Origin of the sequence: Paenibacillus sp. PCH8 (genome assembly GCF_002968835.1) — a bacterium.
Classification (GTDB): Bacteria; Bacillota; Bacilli; order Paenibacillales; family Paenibacillaceae; genus Paenibacillus.
Window position 1 is genome coordinate 2,144,150 of sequence record NZ_PKQK01000001.1, and the last position, 19,651, is coordinate 2,163,800.

The following is a 19,651-nucleotide window of genomic DNA, read 5'->3' on the forward strand; positions in this document are numbered from 1 at the left end:
CTCAAAACGTTTGGTGGCGATAGCGAAGGGGTTCCACACGTTCCCATCCCGAACACGACCGTTAAGCCCTTCAGCGTCAATGGTACTTGGACCGCAGGGTCCTGGGAGAGTAGAACGTCGCCAAGCGTAACCCATTTTGGGTTCAAAATATAATATAATGTGGGCCCTTAGCTCAGTTGGTTAGAGCGCACCTCTGATAAGGGTGAGGCCGGTGGTTCGAGTCCACCAGGGCCCACCATTTTCATTTTTTCCTTTTATATGGGGCCATAGCTCAGCTGGGAGAGCGCCTGCCTTGCAAGCAGGAGGTCAGCGGTTCGATCCCGCTTGGCTCCACCAATAAACCTTTTATGAGTTTGTTCTTTGAAAACTAGATATCGAAACGAAAAATGCGAATTAGAACATTCCTTTAAGGGATGAATGCTTGTTCGGTTCAAGTAACCGATCAACAATCATCCTAGCTGATCTTGTGTAAACAAGTGAAGTGTTTATAAGGTAGATAATTGCTGTTGCGATGGTATCGAATGGGAGCGACTTTTGGCTTTGCGCAAGCAAAACAAGGGAAGCGAGCAGTCAATACCGGAACAATTTGGTTAAGCTACTAAGAGCACACGGAGGATGCCTAGGCGCTAGGAGCCGATGAAGGACGTGGCGAACAACGAAACTGCCTCGGGGAGCTGTAAGCAAGCTTTGATCCGGGGGTGTCCGAATGGGGAAACCCAGCTGGGGTAATTTCCAGTTACTCATAACTGAATACATAGGTTATGCAGAGGCATACCAGGGGAACTGAAACATCTAAGTACCCTGAGGAAGAGAAAACAATAGTGATTCCGTCAGTAGCGGCGAGCGAACGCGGAGAAGCCCAAACCAGAGAGCTTGCTCTTTGGGGTTGTGGGACGTCTCACATGGAGTTACAAAGGAACCGATTAAGCGAAGAGGTCTGGAAAGGCCCGCCAAAGAAGGTAAAAGCCCTGTAGTTGAAAGTCTGTTCTCTCCGAGACGGATCCCGAGTAGTGCGGGGCACGTGAAACCCCGTATGAATCCGGCAGGACCATCTGCCAAGGCTAAATACTTCCTAGCGACCGATAGTGAAGCAGTACCGTGAGGGAAAGGTGAAAAGCACCCCGGAAGGGGAGTGAAATAGAACCTGAAACCGTGTGCTTACAAAAAGTCAGAGCCCGTTTTAGGGGTGATGGCGTGCCTTTTGTAGAATGAACCGGCGAGTTACGTTCCCGTGCAAGGTTAAGGTGAAGAGCCGGAGCCGCAGCGAAAGCGAGTCTGAATAGGGCGACATAGTACGTGGACGTAGACCCGAAACCGGGTGATCTACCCCTGTCCAGGGTGAAGGTGCGGTAACACGCACTGGAGGCCCGAACCCACGCATGTTGAAAAATGCGGGGATGAGGTGGGGGTAGCGGAGAAATTCCAATCGAACTCGGAGATAGCTGGTTCTCCCCGAAATAGCTTTAGGGCTAGCCTCGGAAAACAGAGTCGTGGAGGTAGAGCACTGATTGGGTGCGGGGCCCGCAAGGGTTACCAAGCTCAGTCAAACTCCGAATGCCATAGACTTACTTCCGGGAGTCAGACAGTGAGTGCTAAGATCCATTGTCAAAAGGGAAACAGCCCAGACCATCAGCTAAGGTCCCCAAGTGTGTGTTAAGTGGGAAAGGATGTGGAGTTGCACAGACAACCAGGATGTTGGCTTAGAAGCAGCCACCATTGAAAGAGTGCGTAATAGCTCACTGGTCGAGTGACTCTGCGCCGAAAATGTAACGGGGCTAAACACGCCACCGAAGCTATGGCTTGATGCAGTGCATCAGGGGTAGGGGAGCGTTGTATAAGGGTTGAAGGTGTACCGTAAGGAGCGCTGGACATTATACAAGTGAGAATGCCGGTATGAGTAACGAAAAGACAAGTGAGAATCTTGTCCGCCGAAAGCCTAAGGGTTCCTGAGGAAGGCTCGTCCGCTCAGGGTAAGTCGGGACCTAAGGCGAGGCCGAAAGGCGTAGTCGAAGGACAACAGGTCGAAATTCCTGTACCACCGTAAGCCGTTATGAGCAATGGGGGACGCAGTAGGGTAGTGACGCGGACTGATGGATGTCCGTCTAAGCAGTAAGGCTGATGTGTAGGCAAATCCGCACATTACTAAGGCTGAGCTGTGATGGGGAGCGAAAATTATAGTAGCGAAGGTCATGATCTCACACTGCCAAGAAAAGCCTCTAGCCAGGTGATGGTGCCCGTACCGCAAACCGACACAGGTAGGCGAGAAGAGTATTCTAAGGCGCGCGGAAGAACTCTCGTTAAGGAACTCGGCAAAATGACCCCGTAACTTCGGGAGAAGGGGTGCCCCGGTAGTGTGAATAGCACGAGGGGGCCGCAGTGAAAAGGCCCAAGCGACTGTTTAGCAAAAACACAGGTCTGTGCGAAGCCGTAAGGCGAAGTATACGGGCTGACGCCTGCCCGGTGCTGGAAGGTTAAGGGGAGTGGTTAGGAGCAATCCGAAGCTGTGAACCGAAGCCCCAGTAAACGGCGGCCGTAACTATAACGGTCCTAAGGTAGCGAAATTCCTTGTCAGGTAAATTCTGACCCGCACGAATGGCGTAACGACTTGGGCGCTGTCTCAACGAGAGATCCGGTGAAATTTTAATACCTGTGAAGATGCAGGTTACCCGCGACAAGACGGAAAGACCCCATGGAGCTTTACTGCAGCTTGATATTGAATTTGGGTACGATCTGTACAGGATAGGTGGGAGCCTTTGAAACGTGAGCGCCAGCTTGCGTGGAGGCAACGTTGGGATACCACCCTGATCGTATCTAGGTTCTAACCTGGTACCGTAATCCGGTGCGGGGACAGTGTCAGGTGGGCAGTTTGACTGGGGCGGTCGCCTCCTAAAGAGTAACGGAGGCGCCCAAAGGTTCCCTCAGAATGGTTGGAAATCATTCGAAGAGTGCAAAGGCATAAGGGAGCTTGACTGCGAGACCTACAAGTCGAGCAGGGACGAAAGTCGGGCTTAGTGATCCGGTGGTACCGCATGGAAGGGCCATCGCTCAACGGATAAAAGCTACCCTGGGGATAACAGGCTTATCTCCCCCAAGAGTCCACATCGACGGGGAGGTTTGGCACCTCGATGTCGGCTCATCGCATCCTGGGGCTGAAGTAGGTCCCAAGGGTTGGGCTGTTCGCCCATTAAAGCGGTACGCGAGCTGGGTTCAGAACGTCGTGAGACAGTTCGGTCCCTATCTGTCGTGGGCGTAGGAAATTTGAGAGGAGCTGTCCTTAGTACGAGAGGACCGGGATGGACGTACCGCTGGTGTACCAGTTGTTCCGCCAGGAGCACCGCTGGGTAGCTATGTACGGAAGGGATAAACGCTGAAAGCATCTAAGCGTGAAGCCCCCTCAAGATGAGATTTCCCAGTATGTAAGACCCCTTGAAGACGACGAGGTAGATAGGCTGGGGGTGGAAGTGCAGCAATGCATGGAGCTGACCAGTACTAATCGGTCGAGGGCTTATCCAATATGCAAGTGATAAATCGCAAATTTCGTTTCGAATCTAGTTTTCAGAGAACAAATACTCTGAAATGAAAATCGGTACATCACAGAACGTGTGTATGATTTTCAGTTCCATATTTGATTTCAAGAAGCTATGCTTCGACAAATCACGTTTGGTGGCGATAGCGGAGGGGTTCCACACGTACCCATCCCGAACACGACCGTTAAGCCCTCTAGCGCCGATGGTACTTGGACCGCAGGGTCCTGGGAGAGTAGGACGCCGCCAAGCGAACTCTTTCATCATACATAGAAAACAGGCTCTGCATGTGGACGTTGTACGATGAATTGCATTTGCTCTGCAAATGCATATTATTCCCTGATAGCTCAGTTGGTAGAGCACTCGACTGTTAATCGAGTTGTCACAGGTTCGAGCCCTGTTCGGGGAGCCATTTGCTCTCATAGCTCAGTAGGTAGAGTGCATCCATGGTAAGGATGAGGTCACCGGTTCGATCCCGGTTGAGAGCTTTGAAAATGGGGCCCGTTGGTCAAGGGGTTAAGACACCTCCCTTTCACGGAGGTAACAGGGGTTCAAATCCCCTACGGGTCATATAGATGGAGGCTTAGCTCAGCTGGGAGAGCATCTGCCTTACAAGCAGAGGGTCGGGGGTTCGAACCCCTCAGCCTCCACCATCTAGTTTAATGGGGATTAGCCAAGCGGTAAGGCAACGGACTTTGACTCCGTCATGCATAGGTTCAAATCCTATATCCCCAGCCATTTTTATTATGAGTCATTAGCTCAGTTGGTAGAGCACCTGACTTTTAATCAGGGTGTCGAAGGTTCGAGCCCTTCATGACTCACCATCATATGCGCGTGTGGCGGAATTGGCAGACGCACTAGACTTAGGATCTAGCGTCTTTGACGTGGGGGTTCAAGTCCCTCCACGCGCATCCTTTATAAGCGGACGTGGCTCAGCGGTAGAGCATCGCCTTGCCAAGGCGAGGGTCGCGGGTTCGATTCCCGTCGTCCGCTCCATTATTTTGCGCCCTTAGCTCAGCTGGATAGAGCGTTTGACTACGAATCAAAAGGCCGGGAGTTCGAATCTCTCAGGGCGCGCCATTATTTTTTTAGTATCGGGATGTAGCTCAGCTTGGTAGAGCACCTGGTTTGGGACCAGGGGGTCGCATGTTCAAATCGTGTCATCCCGATCTTATGTTTGTGCGGGTGTAGTTCAATGGTAGAACTTTAGCCTTCCAAGCTAATAGCGTGGGTTCGATTCCCATCACCCGCTTACCTGGTTGATTAAAGAAGAGAGCATCTACAATTGTAGATGCTCTCTTTGTTTTTGTTGATTTCGTACGATCTAAATAGGTAGTTTATGTAGAGATGTAAGTATCATTAAGAGCCAAGACCATCTTCCAATGAAACAGGAAAGGTCTTGGCTCTTTATATTCACCTGTGATTTTAGAATATTATTACAATACTACAGGTGACTTCGTACAACAATTATTTCAGATTAACGGTGGTTATTATGATCTGTCACTCTTTTACGCATGCCAGCTAAACCAAGTAGCCCCAGTAAACCGAGCCAGCCCCAGTCCATTCCGTTGTCACGGTTGGTTGTTGTATTAGCATTCGCACGAACGCTGTTGGTACGGTAGTCACCATTCGTACGGAGATCACCATTCATGTTGGTTTGGTTCATATAGTTGCTGTCCTGGTAAGAATGAACCCGTGAGCCGTTGGTGTCCATCCCTTTAGCTGTATGACCTTGAGCTCCAGCGGGCCCAGCTAATGCTGCGACGAGAAGCATGGAAGCGACAATCGTAGTACCTTTTTTCATCATGTGAATTCCTCCTTTTTGTTTGAGCTATAGTCTAATCTGCCCAAAAACCCTAGAACATTATGTACAATTTTTGTGTTAAGTTCTGGTTTCGGTTACAAGGAGCTACCTACATACATGAAAAACTTCAAGAGTAAGCAGACTGTAATAGAAAGAAATTTGTAATAACGTCTTTAATTTATTGCGTCACTGTGGTAAAGTATACAAAAGCTTGCTTTGCCGGTCATGTTTCTTTGCATACGTCTGTTATCAAGCCATGAATATTATGTAGTTTCAGTTACTATCAGGTACTTCAATTTTAACTAGGTGTACTGCATATTTATGAATTTTAAAGAATAGGTATGAGACATTTAACTTGAGAAAAGTATGTGAAAAAGGTATCATGCGACAGCATATGACCATTAATTGAAGCAGAATAAGAAAATGAATAAAAAAGCGTGTTTTTGTGCTGTAAATCGGGGATAATCCCCATTTTTTCTAGTAGAAAAATAAAGATTTTCGTACCATTTTATTGTATGATGTTATGAAGGTGTCAAATTTACGTGTACGAATGGACGATCAGATGGGAGGATAAGCATGACTGAAACTATGGTAACCGCCAGCAAAAGCCAATCCAACAACCTGCTACGGCGAGACGTGCGGTTCCTGGGCAATATACTCGGAGAAGTTCTTGTCCATCAAGGCGGCACGGAGCTTCTAGATATCGTTGAGAAGATTCGGGAAACGAGCAAATCGTTACGTGCAGAATTCTTGCCAGAACTGTATGCAGAGTTCAAAACGATGATCCAGGAATTAGACTCGGACAATCGTCATCAGGTTATTCGGGCTTTTGCAATTTATTTTCAATTAGTTAACATTGCTGAACAAAACCATCGGATCCGGCGTAAACGGGATTATGAACGTTCTGCAGGTAACGCTGTGCAGCCAGGATCGATAGAAAAAGCAGTACTGGATCTAAAGGAACGCGGATTGTCTCATACGGAAGTAGAAGAGATTCTGGATGAATTATCGCTGGAACTTGTTATGACAGCTCATCCGACCGAGGCTATGCGCCGGGTTATTCTGGACATCCACAAACGGATCTCCGAAGATGTCATGCTGCTCGATAATCCTACGCTGACGTTGCGTGAACGTGAACAGTTGCGGGAGAAGCTGCTTAACGAGGTTATTACCCTCTGGCAGACCGATGAACTTCGCGACCGCAAACCCACTGTACTTGATGAAGTGCGGAACGGGATGTATTACTTTCATGAAACGTTGTTCCACGTACTTCCGGATGTATACCAGGAGCTGGAACGCTGCCTGAATAAATTTTATCCTGACCATGACTGGCATGTACCGACGTATTTGCGGTTCGGTTCCTGGATTGGTGGAGACCGGGATGGAAATCCTTCGGTAACTTCAGATGTAACATGGCAGACACTGTTGATGCAACGCAAGCTTGCTTTGCGTGAATACCAGCGGATTATGATTGAACTCATGGGCCATCTCAGCTTCAGTACGAACATCATCCATGTATCGGATGAGCTGGTGAAGTCGATTGAGCAGGACCGTGATTGTGTCACGTTGAAAAAAGTGGATATATGGCGGAATGAAAAAGAGCCATACCGCATCAAATTGGCCTACATGATTGCCAAGTTGAACAATGTATTGGATGAGAACAAAGTGGGACAGCCTGACCGATATGATGGCGCTAAGGATCTGATCGAAGATCTGATGATTATTGATCGAAGCCTGCGTCACCATTTTGCTGATTACGTAGCTGATACGACCATTCGCAAAATGATTCGTCAAGTTGAACTGTTTGGATTCCACACTGCAGCATTGGATGTGCGTCAGCATAGTAAGGAACACGAAAATGCGATGTCAGAGATTTTAGCCAAAATGAACATTGTAGAAGATTATGCGCGTCTCACAGAAGACGGTAAAATTGATCTGCTGGCTCGTTTGCTGGATGATCCACGTCCGCTTACTTCTCCTTACCACCAATATACGGAGGGAACCAAAGAGTGTTTGGAGGTCTTCCGTACCATTAAGCGTGCCCAGAACGAATTTGGGGCCGACTGTATCACAAGTTACCTCATCAGTATGACGCAGGGCGCAAGTGATTTGTTGGAGGTTATGGTATTTGCCAAGGAAGTGGGCTTATTCACCAAAGGACAGAATGGTGAGGTCATATCTACACTTCAGGCCGTTCCACTCTTTGAGACGATTGATGATCTACATGCTGCTTCGGAAATTATGCAGAAGTTGTTCAACCTCCCTGTATACCGCGCAAGCGTAAGTGGACGGAATGAACTGCATGAAATTATGCTTGGTTATTCAGACAGCAACAAGGATGGTGGAGTGGTTACAGCCAACTGGGAACTGCGTGTAGCCATGAACGCCATTACGGCTGTAGGTAATGAACACGGCGTTAAGCTGAAGTTCTTCCATGGACGTGGCGGGGCTCTTGGACGTGGCGGCATGCCACTCAACCGTAGTATTCTTGCTCAACCACCGCATACCATTGGTGGGGGCATCAAGATCACGGAGCAGGGAGAGGTTATTTCTTCCCGTTACTCCCTTCAGGGGATTGCATACCGTAGTCTGGAGCAGGCAACTTCTGCTTTGATAACAGCAGCACTGAATGGTCTTGAACCACAAGAATCAGAATCTGAGCGTCATTGGGACAGCATCATCAAAGAGATTTCGGAAGTATCCCTGACGAAGTATCAGGATCTGATTTTCCGTGATCCAGACTTCTTCACCTTCTTCAAGGAATCCACACCGCTTCCAGAGGTGGGTGAACTGAATATTGGTTCACGTCCGTCCAAGCGGAAAGGTAGCGACAAGTTCGAAGATCTCAGAGCGATTCCTTGGGTATTTGCATGGACGCAAAGTCGATATCTGCTTCCGGCTTGGTATGCGGCAGGAACAGGGTTGCAAAGTTACTATCAGGATAAAGAGGAAAACCTGGTTGTTCTGAAAGAAATGTATGCAAGCTTCCCATTCTTCCGCACGCTTATTGATACGGTTCAGATGGCCGTAGCCAAGGCTGACCTTGTTATTGCCAAAGAATATTCAGCAATGACTTCGAACAAAGAAGCCCGTGATCGCATATACGGTCAGATTGAAGCCGAATTCAAGCTCACCAAAGAGCTGATTCTGAAAATTACCGGAGAAGCTGAGATTCTCGATGATGTACCCGTTATTCAAGAATCCATTCGTCTTCGTAACCCTTATGTGGATCCATTGTCCTACATGCAGGTTCAACTTCTGAGCGAGCTCAGAGATATGCGTGAACGTGGTGAGGATGATACGGAACTACTTAGGGAAGTGTTGCTGACAATCAACGGCATCGCTGCAGGGCTTCGTAATACAGGTTGATTATCTAACTGCTGCAAAAGAATGACGATATGAAACGAAGTACCCATTACTTTGTTGATTAAATGCTCCATTCTCTACTCTAAGGAGTGAGAAATGAAACGGGACTCCTTCGGGAGTTCCCGTTTTTACTGTTTTTGGCGGATATTTGTCATACAGTCTTGATTTTTGACCAAAGTTGATTTACGATTTGATTGGTGAATTACAAGTGTGGACGGGTATCAGAAGACGGAAGACCCATCAGCATGTCTGGGGGAATTAAAGGTGGACAATTTGGAAAACAGGCTTGTTAAGCTGGTGCTGAAAGGCGACCAGAGAGCCTTTGCAGAAATCGTTGAACTATATAAAGACAAGCTGTTTCACTTGGCATACCGGATGCTGAACAACCGTCATGAAGCTGAAGACGTTGTACAGGAGACGTTTTTGCGTGTGTTTCGCAACATGGAGAAGTACGATCCGAACCAGAAGTTCTCAACCTGGATCTACCGGATTGCGACCAATCTGTGTATCGACCGACTGCGCAGAAAGAAACCTTCCTACTCTTTGGATGCTGAACTGAACGATCAAGAAGGATCGGATGGTTACGCGATGCTTCCGAGTGATGATCGTACACCGGAGAGTGAAGCACTGCTGTCGGAAACGCAGACACTCATTCGTGAGGCGATTGACAGTTTGCCGGCCAAGTATAAGTCCGTTATGATTTTGAGATATTTACAGGACTTGTCACTACAGGAAATCAGTGATGTAACAGGTATGCCCGTAACAACGATTAAGACACGCGTTCATCGGGGCCGTGATTTCTTACGTAAAAAATTGGAGTACAAGTTATAAATGTTCTATGCTTTTTATTTGGGCGAAATTATTTGAAACATATCCGAAACGGATGCGTATGTAATGTATGCAAGTCTTATGCGCGCTTTTTACAGGCTCATGGACTAAGTGATCTAAGAAAGGATTGGCTCTCATATGGATTGCAACTCGGCCGTCTCTTTAATGCATGAATGTTTGGATGAGTCGTTGTCCCCGGCCCAGAAGGTTGAACTGAAAAGTCACCTTGTGATCTGTCCGGATTGTCGCATGCGCTTTAAAGAGTTGGAACAGACGGAAATGCTACTCTTTGCCATGAAACACTATTCACCGTCTGCCTCGGATGAGCTGACCAATCGAATTATGAATGCTCTGCCCCAGCCCAAGAGACAGCAAGTATGGCTCAAATGGGTCAAAGGACATCCCGCGCTGACGGCGGCAGCCTTCTTTTTGGTCGTGATGCTCTTTAGCGCCTTGAATTTCTGGAATCAGAATAACGAAATGGTCGTTAAGGGAAATAATCTGGACCAGATCGTGATTCAGGGTAACACGGTTATTGTTCCTGAAGGTAAGTCAATTGCTGGCGATCTTACGATAGAAAATGGAACCGCACAAGTATATGGTGATGTGAACGGCAATCTGACGGTTATCGACGGACAACTGTTTCAGGCTTCAACGGCGCATATTTCAGGTCAGGTGAAAAGTATTGATCAGGCGCTGGACTGGTTCTGGTACAAAATAACCAATATGGTAAATGAAGTAGCTTATCGCTAGAACAGGGTAAATTCTTCAATGGTATATACCAAGCAGGGTACCTCCAGATTGCATCAGGGGGTACTCTTTTTTTATACGTATGAATTGTAATTTATGGTAAATCCATTATTTATGCGCAGATTGTGACTGCTGTAACTTGCAACCTGAACGTTAACGTTATAACCTAGATACTAAAGAGAACATACTACTACATATAGATAAGCACTATGCATCCATCCAAAGAGCGTAATCTCCATCAATATAGATTGAAATCATTCTCTTCGACTATAGGAGCAGCTTGAATGGAATGATGCAGATGCTAAGATAAAGGATTATATAAAATCCTAATGGGTTAATATGAGATCAGGGTTTACTCATCAATGGGGATAGCGGGGGCTGGCTTATGAATTATTTTGCTGACTTAACGTGGACAGAGTCCATTAAGGACGTTATTGATATATTGATCGTGACCTATATTATGTACAAACTGATTTTGCTTGTGCGAGGTACGCGTGCGGTTCAGCTCCTAAAAGGGATTCTGTTTCTTGTGCTGATCTGGGCATTAAGTACATGGCTAAACCTGTATACGCTCAAATGGCTGATGAACCAGATGTTTACGTTTGGTGTCGTTGCGGTGTTTATTATCTTTCAGCCGGAATTGCGTCGTGGTCTGGAGCAATTGGGACGCGGTAAGCTGTTTGGACGTTCAGCGGCAGCGAGTGATGAAGAATTAACGGTGCTAATTGGTGAGATTATTAAGTCTGTTAATTATCTGTCACGGCGTAAAATTGGCGCGTTGGTTGTATTCGAGCGTGAAACGGGTCTGAACGATTACACGGAATCGGGCATTAAGATGCAATCTCTTGTCAGCTCAGAGCTGATGATAAACATCTTTATTCCTAATACACCGCTCCATGATGGAGCCGTTATTATACAAGGAAAGCAGATCACGGCGGCAGCCTGTTATTTGCCTTTATCAGAGAATCCATTTATCAGCAAGGAACTCGGAACACGTCACCGTGCAGCGATTGGAATTACTGAAGTTGCAGATGCGATCTGTTTGGTTGTTTCCGAGGAGACAGGACAAGTGTCGCTGGCGATGAATGGACAGGTGGTACGTGATATTAAGGAAGAATCACTGATTACCAAACTATACGAGGAGTTGCGCCCTACATCCAATTTGAAAAAGAATGGCTGGACAACCTTCTGGAAACGGAAGGGGGGACGTAACAATGGATAAGTGGTTTAACAATAATAACTTTGCCAAAATACTGGCGCTTGCGGTGAGCCTGCTACTCTGGTTCATGATTCATCTGGATGAAGTGCCAACTACTCCGACGATTACAACGGGAATAACCCATAAGGTTGTGGAACGTACGGTGCCTGTTCAACCTTATGGGTTAGACAGCAACGCCTATGTGCTTACATCATTAAGTACAGATGAGGTCCGATTGGAAATCAAAGGGCAGCGCTCGATGTTAACTTCGATTTTTACCAATGACGATTATAAAGTCCTGGTCGATCTGAGCCAGGTGAAAGATGGGTCCAATACATTGCCGCTGGTGCCTGATCTACCTTCTGGCGTTGAAGTGGTTAGCATGGAGCCTTCCATGGTTACAGTGAATGTGGAAAAATTGGGCACGAAATCCTTCAATGTGAATATTGTACCCGAAGGAGAACCATCCGCCGGATACAGCGCTGGAACGCCCGTTGTTGAACCGGCAGCTCCGGTTAAGGTAACTCTGCCGGAAGGACAGCTTGAGGCTGTAGCGAAAGTCCAGGGCAGTGTGAGCGTGAAGGATGCGAAGGATGATGTCATACAGAAAAAAGTGAAGCTTCAGGCATACGATGCCGAAGGCAAAGTCCTTGAAAATGCGATTATAACGCCAGAAACGGTTGAAGTCCGGGTTCCGGTCAATCAGCCCTATACATCTGTACCCTTAAGAATCAGATATTCGGGACAGCTGCCGGAAGGCCTAGTTCTCTCCACGGTAGAGCCAAGCGTGAAAGAAGTCTCGGTTTATGGATCAGAAGATGTGCTTGCGGGTATACAGTCCTACGACCAAGTAACCCTTGATCTAACACAGTTCGATCAGGCAGGTACGTCGACAGTTACCATGGACTTGACGCCGCCTTCCGGTTTTGAGAAAATCGAGCCTAGTTCGATTCAGATTAAGGTTACCGTATCACCATTTGACGAAGTAGAGGAGACCACCAAGGTCTTTCCCAACGTCCCCATTACACTTACCGGTGCGGGGAATGGACTGGAAGGTACGTTGGTTACTCCTCGAAGTGGCGGTCTGAACCTTACACTCACAGGCTCGCCAAGCATGCTTGAAGGGCTGAGTAGTGATGATCTCAAGTTGACCGGGAACCTCGCGGGACTTGCGTCGGGTACGCATGAGATTAAGGTTGAAGCCGATCTGCCCCGTTTTGCGAAATTGGATGATTCATCCAGTGCGCTGAGTGCAACGGTCAAAATTAGTGAAAAGGCTGAAGATACAACGACTACTCCCGGTGAAGATCCGACTGATGAGGGCACGGTAGCACCTGACCCTTCACCAGCAGAGGTCGAAAATGGGGAAACGGAGCCTGTTCCTGACGAAGAGCAGACGGAATCGAATACGGACAGTCAGGAGCAGAGCCCTCAGTCGAACACAACCAATCGTGGTAATCTAAATAACAATAACAGCGGTAATGGCGGTAAAAATGGCTCTAATCCGTAAATGTTCTCATTCTGAAATTTTTAAAAAAAATTATAATTGTACTCGTATACGATGCGAATAGAAGGAGTTAAATCATGGGTAAATATTTTGGTACAGACGGTGTAAGAGGGGTTGCCAATAAAGAGTTAACGGCGGAGCTGGCTTACAGCATTGGACGTTGTGGTGGTTACGTACTTGCAGGCGGTGTGGAAAGACCGAAGGTAGTGATCGGCATGGATACTCGTATTTCGGGACTCATGTTGGAGTCCGCACTCGTTGCAGGTCTATTGTCCATCGGTGCTGATGTGATTCGTCTGGGCGTTGTATCCACTCCAGGAGTGGCATATATTGCACGTTTGTTGAAAGCTGATGCAGGCGTGATGATCTCGGCTTCCCACAATCCGGTTGAGGATAATGGAATCAAGTTCTTTGGTGGAGATGGCTTCAAGTTGTCGGATGAAACCGAGAACCGGATTGAAGAGTTGATGGATGCAGAGAAAGATGAATTGCCACGTCCTGTTGGAGGCGGTCTGGGAACCGTAATGACGGATGAAGAATCCCGTTATCGTTACCTCGATTTTCTGAAAACTACAGTAAATGAGTCGTTCTCTGGCCTGAAAATTGTTCTGGACTGTGCAAACGGAGCAGCTTATGAGCTGGCACCCAAATTGTTCAGTGAGCTTGGTGCAGAAGTCATTGCCATTGGCGCAGAACCTAACGGCCTGAATATTAATGAGAAGTGTGGATCAACTCATCCAGATAATTTGAAGCAGGAAGTACTCAAACATAAAGCGGATCTGGGTCTTGCTTTTGACGGGGATGCAGATCGTTTAATTGCGATTGATGAGACGGGCGCTGAGGTGGATGGAGACTTCATTCTGTGTATCTGTGGTGATGCGATGAATCGTGCAGGTAAGCTGAAGGACAGTACTGTCGTGTCGACCGTTATGAGTAACATTGGATTCTACAAAGCAACAGAAAAACTTGCACTGAAAACAGCTAAAACGGCAGTGGGTGACCGTTATGTGATGGAGGAAATGCGTCGCGGGGGTTATAACCTGGGTGGAGAGCAATCTGGTCATGTTATTTTCCTGGACTACAACACAACGGGAGACGGCATGTTAACTGGGATTCAACTCGTGGATACGCTCAAGGCTTCTGGTAAAAAACTGAGTGAACTGAAAGCGCTGATGACCCAGTACCCACAAGTATTGGTGAATGTGCGTGTTGAAGATAAGAGCAAATACGAGGGCAATTCTGCGATTGAGCAAGCCATTGCGACGGTGGAACAACAACTGGGTGATAATGGACGTGTACTCGTTCGTGCTTCAGGAACTGAATCACTGATCCGTGTTATGGCGGAAGGACCAGATAAAGACGAACTTGAACAATTTGTATCCCAAATTGCAGATGTGGTGCAAAAAGAACTGGTATAGAAGAATCATTATACACCGCTGGGCGGTATTCTCTGTAGAGAAATGCTGCACAGGATGGTTTAATATACCAAGGTTATGTTATAAAATTCATTATTCCTGCATCCCGACTTGGTGAGACCATAGGTCTGATTATCAGGTCGGGATTGTGGGTAAATATGCTGAAATTGTCACAGGTATTTTGCTCCATTGCAAAATGGACCTGACGTGCATATAATGAGTGGAGTCGTCATTCAGACACAGAAAGTGAGGATTGTAAGGTAACAGTTACACAAGCGCCAGAGCTTGAAGTTGCGCGGGATGGTGTAGATCAGAGTTTTCTTTCGAGGGATGTATATGCTTGTTCGGTTTAAGTAACCGATCAACGATCATCCTGGGTTGATAGAGAAGGCTGAACAACATCAACGGCAATCAAGCTGACGAGGTGGAGGTGTTCGGATTGTTCGGCGGGGACCTCCCGGTGAAGCACCAGAGCCGTAAACCGGAATGCGGAAAATGGATAGGTGACTGTCCACACAACGCGCCGGTGCAGGTGCAAGAGTCAACTAAAATTCAAATGAATGTGCGTGAAGAGCGTAAACAGTACGCGGACGGGAAAATGATGTACATTCATGATTGCATTCATAACAGCTTATGATGACTGCGGGGCGACAAGAGGTCGCTCTGATCATTGATAATTGAATAGGTAACAAGTATTCATGAACCGTTAGGCAATCACTCATTTTTCCGATATGCCGCCTCTGCCTGTTTCTCTTCGTGACACAGTATTCATACACAAACGGAGGAAATATATTATGTGCGGTATTGTTGGATATATTGGTAATAAGAACACTCAGTCGGTATTGATCGAAGGTCTGAAAAAGCTTGAGTATCGTGGTTATGATTCAGCAGGTATCGCGGTATTTACACCGGAAGGTCTGCAAATCACGAAAGCTCTCGGACGTCTTGCGAACCTTGAAGCCAAACTTGATGGCGCTCCTCTGGTAGGTAATGCCGGAATCGGACATACACGTTGGGCAACTCATGGTAAACCATCAGATGAGAATTCCCATCCACATACGGATGAGAGCCAGAAGTTCTCTGTTGTTCACAACGGCATTATTGAGAACTACCTGGATCTGAAAGAAGAACTGATGGCACAAGGTCACACGTTCACTTCCGAGACAGATACTGAAGTTATCTCTCACCTGATTGCACGCGAATACAATGGTGATATTGTTAAAGCAGTGCAAAAAGTGATTACGCTGATGCGTGGCGCGTTCGCTCTGGGTGTATTGACAGAGTATGAGCCTGAGAAACTCGTAGCTGTGCGTCAAGCAAGCCCATTGATTATCGGTATCGGTGAAGGAGAGAACTTTATCGGTTCCGACATCCCGGCAATTCTGGAACATACACGTAATGTGTACATTCTGAACGATGGTGAAATGGCTATATTGACACATGATGCTGTCGAATTAATGACGATTGAAGGCAACTTTATTTCTCGGGAAATGATTCATGTCGATTGGGATGCTGTAACCGCAGAAAAAGGCGGATTCGAGCACTTCATGCTGAAAGAAATTCATGAGCAACCCAAAGCATATCGTGATACAATGCTCGGTCGCATCGACAATGATGGCAAAAAAGTTCAACTTCCTGAGTTGAAAATGACAGAAGAGCAAATTAAAAATATCCGTAACGTTCAAATCATTGCATGTGGTACAGCATACCATGCAGGTCTGGTTGGACGTACAGTCATTGAGCAATTGGTACGTATTCCGGTTGAAACGGATGTGGCTTCCGAGTATCGTTACCGTTCGCCAATCGTGCACAAGGATACACTTGTGATCGTTGTGAGCCAGTCTGGTGAGACTGCAGATACCCTTGCTGCACTTCGCGAAGCACAATCCAATGGTGCACATGTACTGGCAATTACGAACGTTGTGGGTAGTTCCATTGCACGTGATGCAGACGATGTCATCGCAACATTGGCAGGCCCTGAAATTGCGGTAGCTTCTACGAAAGCATATACTTCACAGTTGATCGCGTTTAACTTGCTCGGTCTGTACCTTGCACAAGTACGCGGTACAAAATCTGCAGAAGAGATTGCACACACGCTAGCAGCAATGCAAGCATTGCCTGAGCAAGTGGAATCTATGCTGGAGCAAGCCGACGCAATCAAAGGATATGCAGAGCAGATCTCGAAACACGAGCATCTCTTCTTCATCGGTCGTGGTCTTGACTATGCAGTAGCTCAAGAAGGATCGTTGAAGCTGAAAGAGATCTCTTATATTCACTCTGAAGCTTATGCTGCGGGTGAGTTGAAACATGGTACGCTTGCATTGATTGAAGATGGCATCCCTGTCATTGCTCTTGCAACGCAGGAGAACGTTCTGGAGAAAACCGTGAGCAATATCAAGGAAGTGAAAGCACGCGGCGCAGACGTATTGGTGATTACGTACGAAGAGCACGTAGCAACGCTGTTGAAATCCGTAGACCAAGCGTTTGCTATCCCTAAGACGTTGCCACTGCTTAGCCCGGCTCTGTCCGTAGTTGCATTGCAATTGCTGGCATACTACGCATCTCTTGCATTAGGTCACGATGTGGATAAACCACGTAACCTGGCGAAAAGCGTAACGGTAGAGTAAGAATTGATTCTTAATATTATGGTTGTCCAGTGATAAAAAAACGTGGAACCAGTGACAAAAGCATGGAACTACACGATCTAATGTCGGATGAGATTGATCAATGTCATCCGACATTCAATAATATCTAAACTAAATAAAAGTTCTGATGACGTTAAGTCATCAGGACTTTCTTAATTTTAAGAGGGATTAATTCCGTCAACTATTACCTCAATAAATCAGACAAATATAAGAACACACCGATACCGACCAAAGCGAAATCATAAATTTTATTAAAATGAAAATAAGACGTTATTCATAAAGTAGTGCAGAAGTTGAAAAAGGTGGCTCTGAATATCAGAACCACCTTTTTTTTGTTCTTACATCATAAATTATAGTTGTTCTTCATTGAACGAAAAGCCATCTGTTTTTATTCTAAAGTACCTTAGTGATAGTGCTTTTTAAATTTCGGACAATTGAAGAGTAACTCACATAACGAAAAGTTTACATATGAAAAATTGAAGAGTTTGAAGTTGCACATAGTCTTCCTATGCAATTCAAGTAGGGACTATTTCACACCAATAAGTAAATGGAATGCTTTCAATAAAACACAGATGTCGAAAGTTAAACAATATACAAGCGAAAGGATTGTTCCTATAAAGAAATTCAACATTTTCAAAAATCTATATACATTCGAACTACGTATACCTTGATGGAGATCAAAGCAGCTTATCTAGCTGACATCCAGTCACATTTATCCAGCCAGGCTTCCAAAAATTCGTCAGGTAATCATGTTAAGTTACTGCAAGCGTAAGGATATAGAGCACTGGCAGAGAGTGAAAGTAGGTAGTATATACCAAATTTCTCAGCAGAAAACTGAATGTCAACACGCCTTATATTCCTCAATTGATGGAAAACCATTCTCAGCTTTTCTTCTCGATACACTCATTTGAGGCGAAATATTAACAGATTATATTGTATAAACCAAATTTAACAAATGTTTTACTATATTTAACAAAAATTTTACTATACAATCTTCGAAATTTTGATATAATTCTACCTAGGTCGACTTTCCAATTATACTATAAAATAGAATTATAGGGTTTTTATACCTAACAAAGCTTTGCACGAAAGACCAGTCCACTGGCTACCCGGTATGCGGGGAGCGACAATTGTGGAAAATGACAGCCGAGAATATATTGCTCCATGACGTCAGAAGGTTCAGAAAGAATGAAGCTAACCTTATCCCAATTCCGATGGAGGATGAAGCGCATGAGCATTTTTGAAAAGCTGGAATCCAACGTAAGATCTTACTGCAGAAGCTTTCCGGTGGTATTCGACCGGGCCAAAGGGGACCTGTTATATTCTGAGGACGGAAGACCATATATTGATTTTTTTGCAGGAGCCGGCGCACTGAATTACGGTCATAACAACGATTATATCAAGGACCGGGTCCTCGATTACTTGACCTCCGACCGGATTATGCACGGTCTGGATATGTATACATTGGCCAAGCGCGAATTCATCCAGAGCTTCTCGGAGCGGATCCTAGAGCCGAAGAAGCTGAATTACAAGCTACAATTCTGCGGTCCGACGGGAACGAACGCAGTGGAAGCGGCAATGAAGCTCGCACGTAAGGTGAAAAAGAGAACCGGGATATTCGCATTCATGGGTGGCTTCCACGGTATGTCGCTCGGCAGCCTGTCGGCGACAAGCTCCAAGTCCATGAGGGAAGGGGCGGGGCTTCCTCTGGACGGAGTTACGTTCATGCCGCATCCGAGCGGGGCTTTCGCAGAAATGGATACGCTCGGCTATATTGAGAATATCCTGACTGATTCGCACTCTGGAATCGACAAGCCAGCCGCCATCCTGCTTGAAACGGTACAAGCCGAAGGCGGAATTCACGTCGTCGACGCGCAGTGGCTACGTGGGCTGCAGCAGCTTTGCCGCAGACACGATATCCTGCTCATTACCGATGAGATTCAAGTCGGCTGCGGCCGGACAGGTGAATTCTTCTCCTTCGAACGTGCAGGGATTGAGCCGGATCTCATTACCCTGTCGAAGTCGATCAGCGGGTACGGCCTGCCAATGGCCCTCTTGCTCATGAAGCCCGAACTGGATCTCTGGACGCCGGGTGAGCACAACGGTACCTTCCGCGGTAACCAGCTCGCTTTTGTGGCTGCAAAGGCTGCTCTCGAGTTCCGAGACAGAACTGCCCTGGAAGAACAGGTGAAGAAGAAGGAAGAGTTTGTGCGCTCGTTCCTTGACAAAGAAATCAAGCCTCTGCATCCATCCATCGCCATCCGCGGACTCGGCCTGATCTGGGGCATTGACGTCTCGGGCTTCACGGATGAAGCCGGGGCGAAGCGGATGACGGAGATCAGCTTTGAGAACGGGCTCGTCATTGAAAGAGCCGGCAGAGGAGACCTCGTGCTGAAGATCATGCCTCCGCTGACCGTCTCGATGGAGCATCTCGCCGCCGGGTGCGATATTATCAAGTCCAGTATTCAGCAGGTGATCTCTCAGGAGACCCAGAATTTGCTGGTAACGACCTAAGCTCCGCCAAGACGGTGCCGCCCCGGCAAGAGGCACGGAAGTGCCTTCCGGAGGCCGTGCGGCCCTGATGTTGAGCGACATTTTCACTCCACTGAAAGTT

9 protein-coding genes, 13 tRNA genes and 3 rRNA genes are annotated in these 19,651 nt (G+C 46.8%); 24 read left to right on the top strand and 1 reads right to left on the bottom strand.

Features of this window, described 5'->3' with window-relative positions; all coding sequences use genetic code 11:
- Window positions 1-9 precede the first annotated feature (9 nt).
- The 16 genes from rrf (C0Q44_RS09310) to C0Q44_RS09385 all read left to right on the top strand — a co-directional run bounded on the left by rrf (C0Q44_RS09310) (window position 10) and on the right by C0Q44_RS09385 (window position 4,776).
- Window positions 10-126, top strand: a 5S ribosomal RNA gene (gene rrf / locus C0Q44_RS09310).
- Between the two features lie 35 nt (window positions 127-161).
- Window positions 162-238: transfer RNA gene (locus tag C0Q44_RS09315), tRNA-Ile, on the top strand.
- A gap of 22 nt (window positions 239-260) precedes the next feature.
- Window positions 261-336: transfer RNA gene (locus C0Q44_RS09320), tRNA-Ala, on the top strand.
- Window positions 337-588: 252 nt separating this feature from the next.
- Window positions 589-3,513 (top strand): 23S ribosomal RNA (locus C0Q44_RS09325).
- A 146-nt stretch (window positions 3,514-3,659) separates the two neighbouring features.
- Window positions 3,660-3,776: ribosomal RNA gene (gene rrf, locus C0Q44_RS09330) — 5S ribosomal RNA — on the top strand.
- Between the two features lie 84 nt (window positions 3,777-3,860).
- Window positions 3,861-3,936: transfer RNA gene (locus C0Q44_RS09335), tRNA-Asn, on the top strand.
- 3 nt (window positions 3,937-3,939) lie between these two features.
- A tRNA-Thr gene (locus tag C0Q44_RS09340) sits at window positions 3,940-4,012 on the top strand.
- A 10-nt stretch (window positions 4,013-4,022) separates the two neighbouring features.
- Window positions 4,023-4,094: transfer RNA gene (locus C0Q44_RS09345), tRNA-Glu, on the top strand.
- A 7-nt stretch (window positions 4,095-4,101) separates the two neighbouring features.
- A tRNA-Val gene (locus tag C0Q44_RS09350) sits at window positions 4,102-4,177 on the top strand.
- 10 nt (window positions 4,178-4,187) lie between these two features.
- Window positions 4,188-4,262, top strand: a tRNA-Gln gene (locus C0Q44_RS09355).
- Between the two features lie 10 nt (window positions 4,263-4,272).
- Window positions 4,273-4,348: transfer RNA gene (locus tag C0Q44_RS09360), tRNA-Lys, on the top strand.
- Between the two features lie 6 nt (window positions 4,349-4,354).
- Window positions 4,355-4,435, top strand: a tRNA-Leu gene (locus tag C0Q44_RS09365).
- Between the two features lie 10 nt (window positions 4,436-4,445).
- Window positions 4,446-4,520: transfer RNA gene (locus C0Q44_RS09370), tRNA-Gly, on the top strand.
- Window positions 4,521-4,527: 7 nt separating this feature from the next.
- Window positions 4,528-4,604, top strand: a tRNA-Arg gene (locus tag C0Q44_RS09375).
- A gap of 15 nt (window positions 4,605-4,619) precedes the next feature.
- Window positions 4,620-4,693, top strand: a tRNA-Pro gene (locus C0Q44_RS09380).
- A gap of 12 nt (window positions 4,694-4,705) precedes the next feature.
- Window positions 4,706-4,776, top strand: a tRNA-Gly gene (locus C0Q44_RS09385).
- 225 nt (window positions 4,777-5,001) lie between these two features.
- Here the strand turns inward: C0Q44_RS09385 and C0Q44_RS09390 are convergent.
- The gene (locus tag C0Q44_RS09390; protein WP_105406992.1) at window positions 5,002-5,331 is read right to left on the bottom strand and encodes a WGxxGxxG family protein; all 330 of its coding nucleotides are present in this window, start codon (window positions 5,329-5,331) and stop codon (window positions 5,002-5,004) included.
- A gap of 573 nt (window positions 5,332-5,904) precedes the next feature.
- On the opposite strand from C0Q44_RS09390, the gene ppc reads away from it, so the two are divergent.
- The 8 genes from ppc to ectB all read left to right on the top strand — a co-directional run bounded on the left by ppc (window position 5,905) and on the right by ectB (window position 19,551).
- Window positions 5,905-8,697, top strand: coding sequence for a phosphoenolpyruvate carboxylase (gene ppc / locus C0Q44_RS09395; protein WP_105406993.1), 2,793 nt, complete (start codon window positions 5,905-5,907; stop codon window positions 8,695-8,697).
- Between the two features lie 261 nt (window positions 8,698-8,958).
- Window positions 8,959-9,525 (top strand): RNA polymerase sigma factor SigW, encoded by a 567-nt coding sequence (gene sigW / locus C0Q44_RS09400; protein ID WP_017692117.1) that lies wholly within the window; start codon window positions 8,959-8,961, stop codon window positions 9,523-9,525.
- Window positions 9,526-9,660: 135 nt separating this feature from the next.
- Entirely contained in the window at window positions 9,661-10,275 is a 615-nt protein-coding gene (locus tag C0Q44_RS09405) for a zf-HC2 domain-containing protein (protein ID WP_017692118.1), read from the top strand.
- A 382-nt stretch (window positions 10,276-10,657) separates the two neighbouring features.
- On the top strand, window positions 10,658-11,494 hold the full coding sequence (gene cdaA, locus C0Q44_RS09410; RefSeq protein WP_105406994.1) for a diadenylate cyclase CdaA: 837 nt from the start codon (window positions 10,658-10,660) through the stop codon (window positions 11,492-11,494).
- A complete protein-coding gene (locus C0Q44_RS09415) occupies window positions 11,487-12,980 on the top strand; it encodes a CdaR family protein (protein ID WP_181150910.1) in 1,494 nt (497 codons plus the stop codon). Before cdaA ends, C0Q44_RS09415 begins: the two co-directional genes overlap by 8 nt.
- 74 nt (window positions 12,981-13,054) lie before the next feature.
- Window positions 13,055-14,395 (top strand): phosphoglucosamine mutase, encoded by a 1,341-nt coding sequence (gene glmM, locus C0Q44_RS09420; RefSeq protein WP_105406996.1) that lies wholly within the window; start codon window positions 13,055-13,057, stop codon window positions 14,393-14,395.
- 791 nt (window positions 14,396-15,186) lie between these two features.
- The gene (glmS, locus tag C0Q44_RS09430) at window positions 15,187-17,019 is read left to right on the top strand and encodes a glutamine--fructose-6-phosphate transaminase (isomerizing) (RefSeq protein WP_105406998.1); all 1,833 of its coding nucleotides are present in this window, start codon (window positions 15,187-15,189) and stop codon (window positions 17,017-17,019) included.
- Window positions 17,020-18,267: 1,248 nt separating this feature from the next.
- Window positions 18,268-19,551, top strand: coding sequence for a diaminobutyrate--2-oxoglutarate transaminase (ectB, locus tag C0Q44_RS09435; RefSeq protein ID WP_105406999.1), 1,284 nt, complete (start codon window positions 18,268-18,270; stop codon window positions 19,549-19,551).
- The last annotated feature ends 100 nt before the right edge of the window (window positions 19,552-19,651 follow it).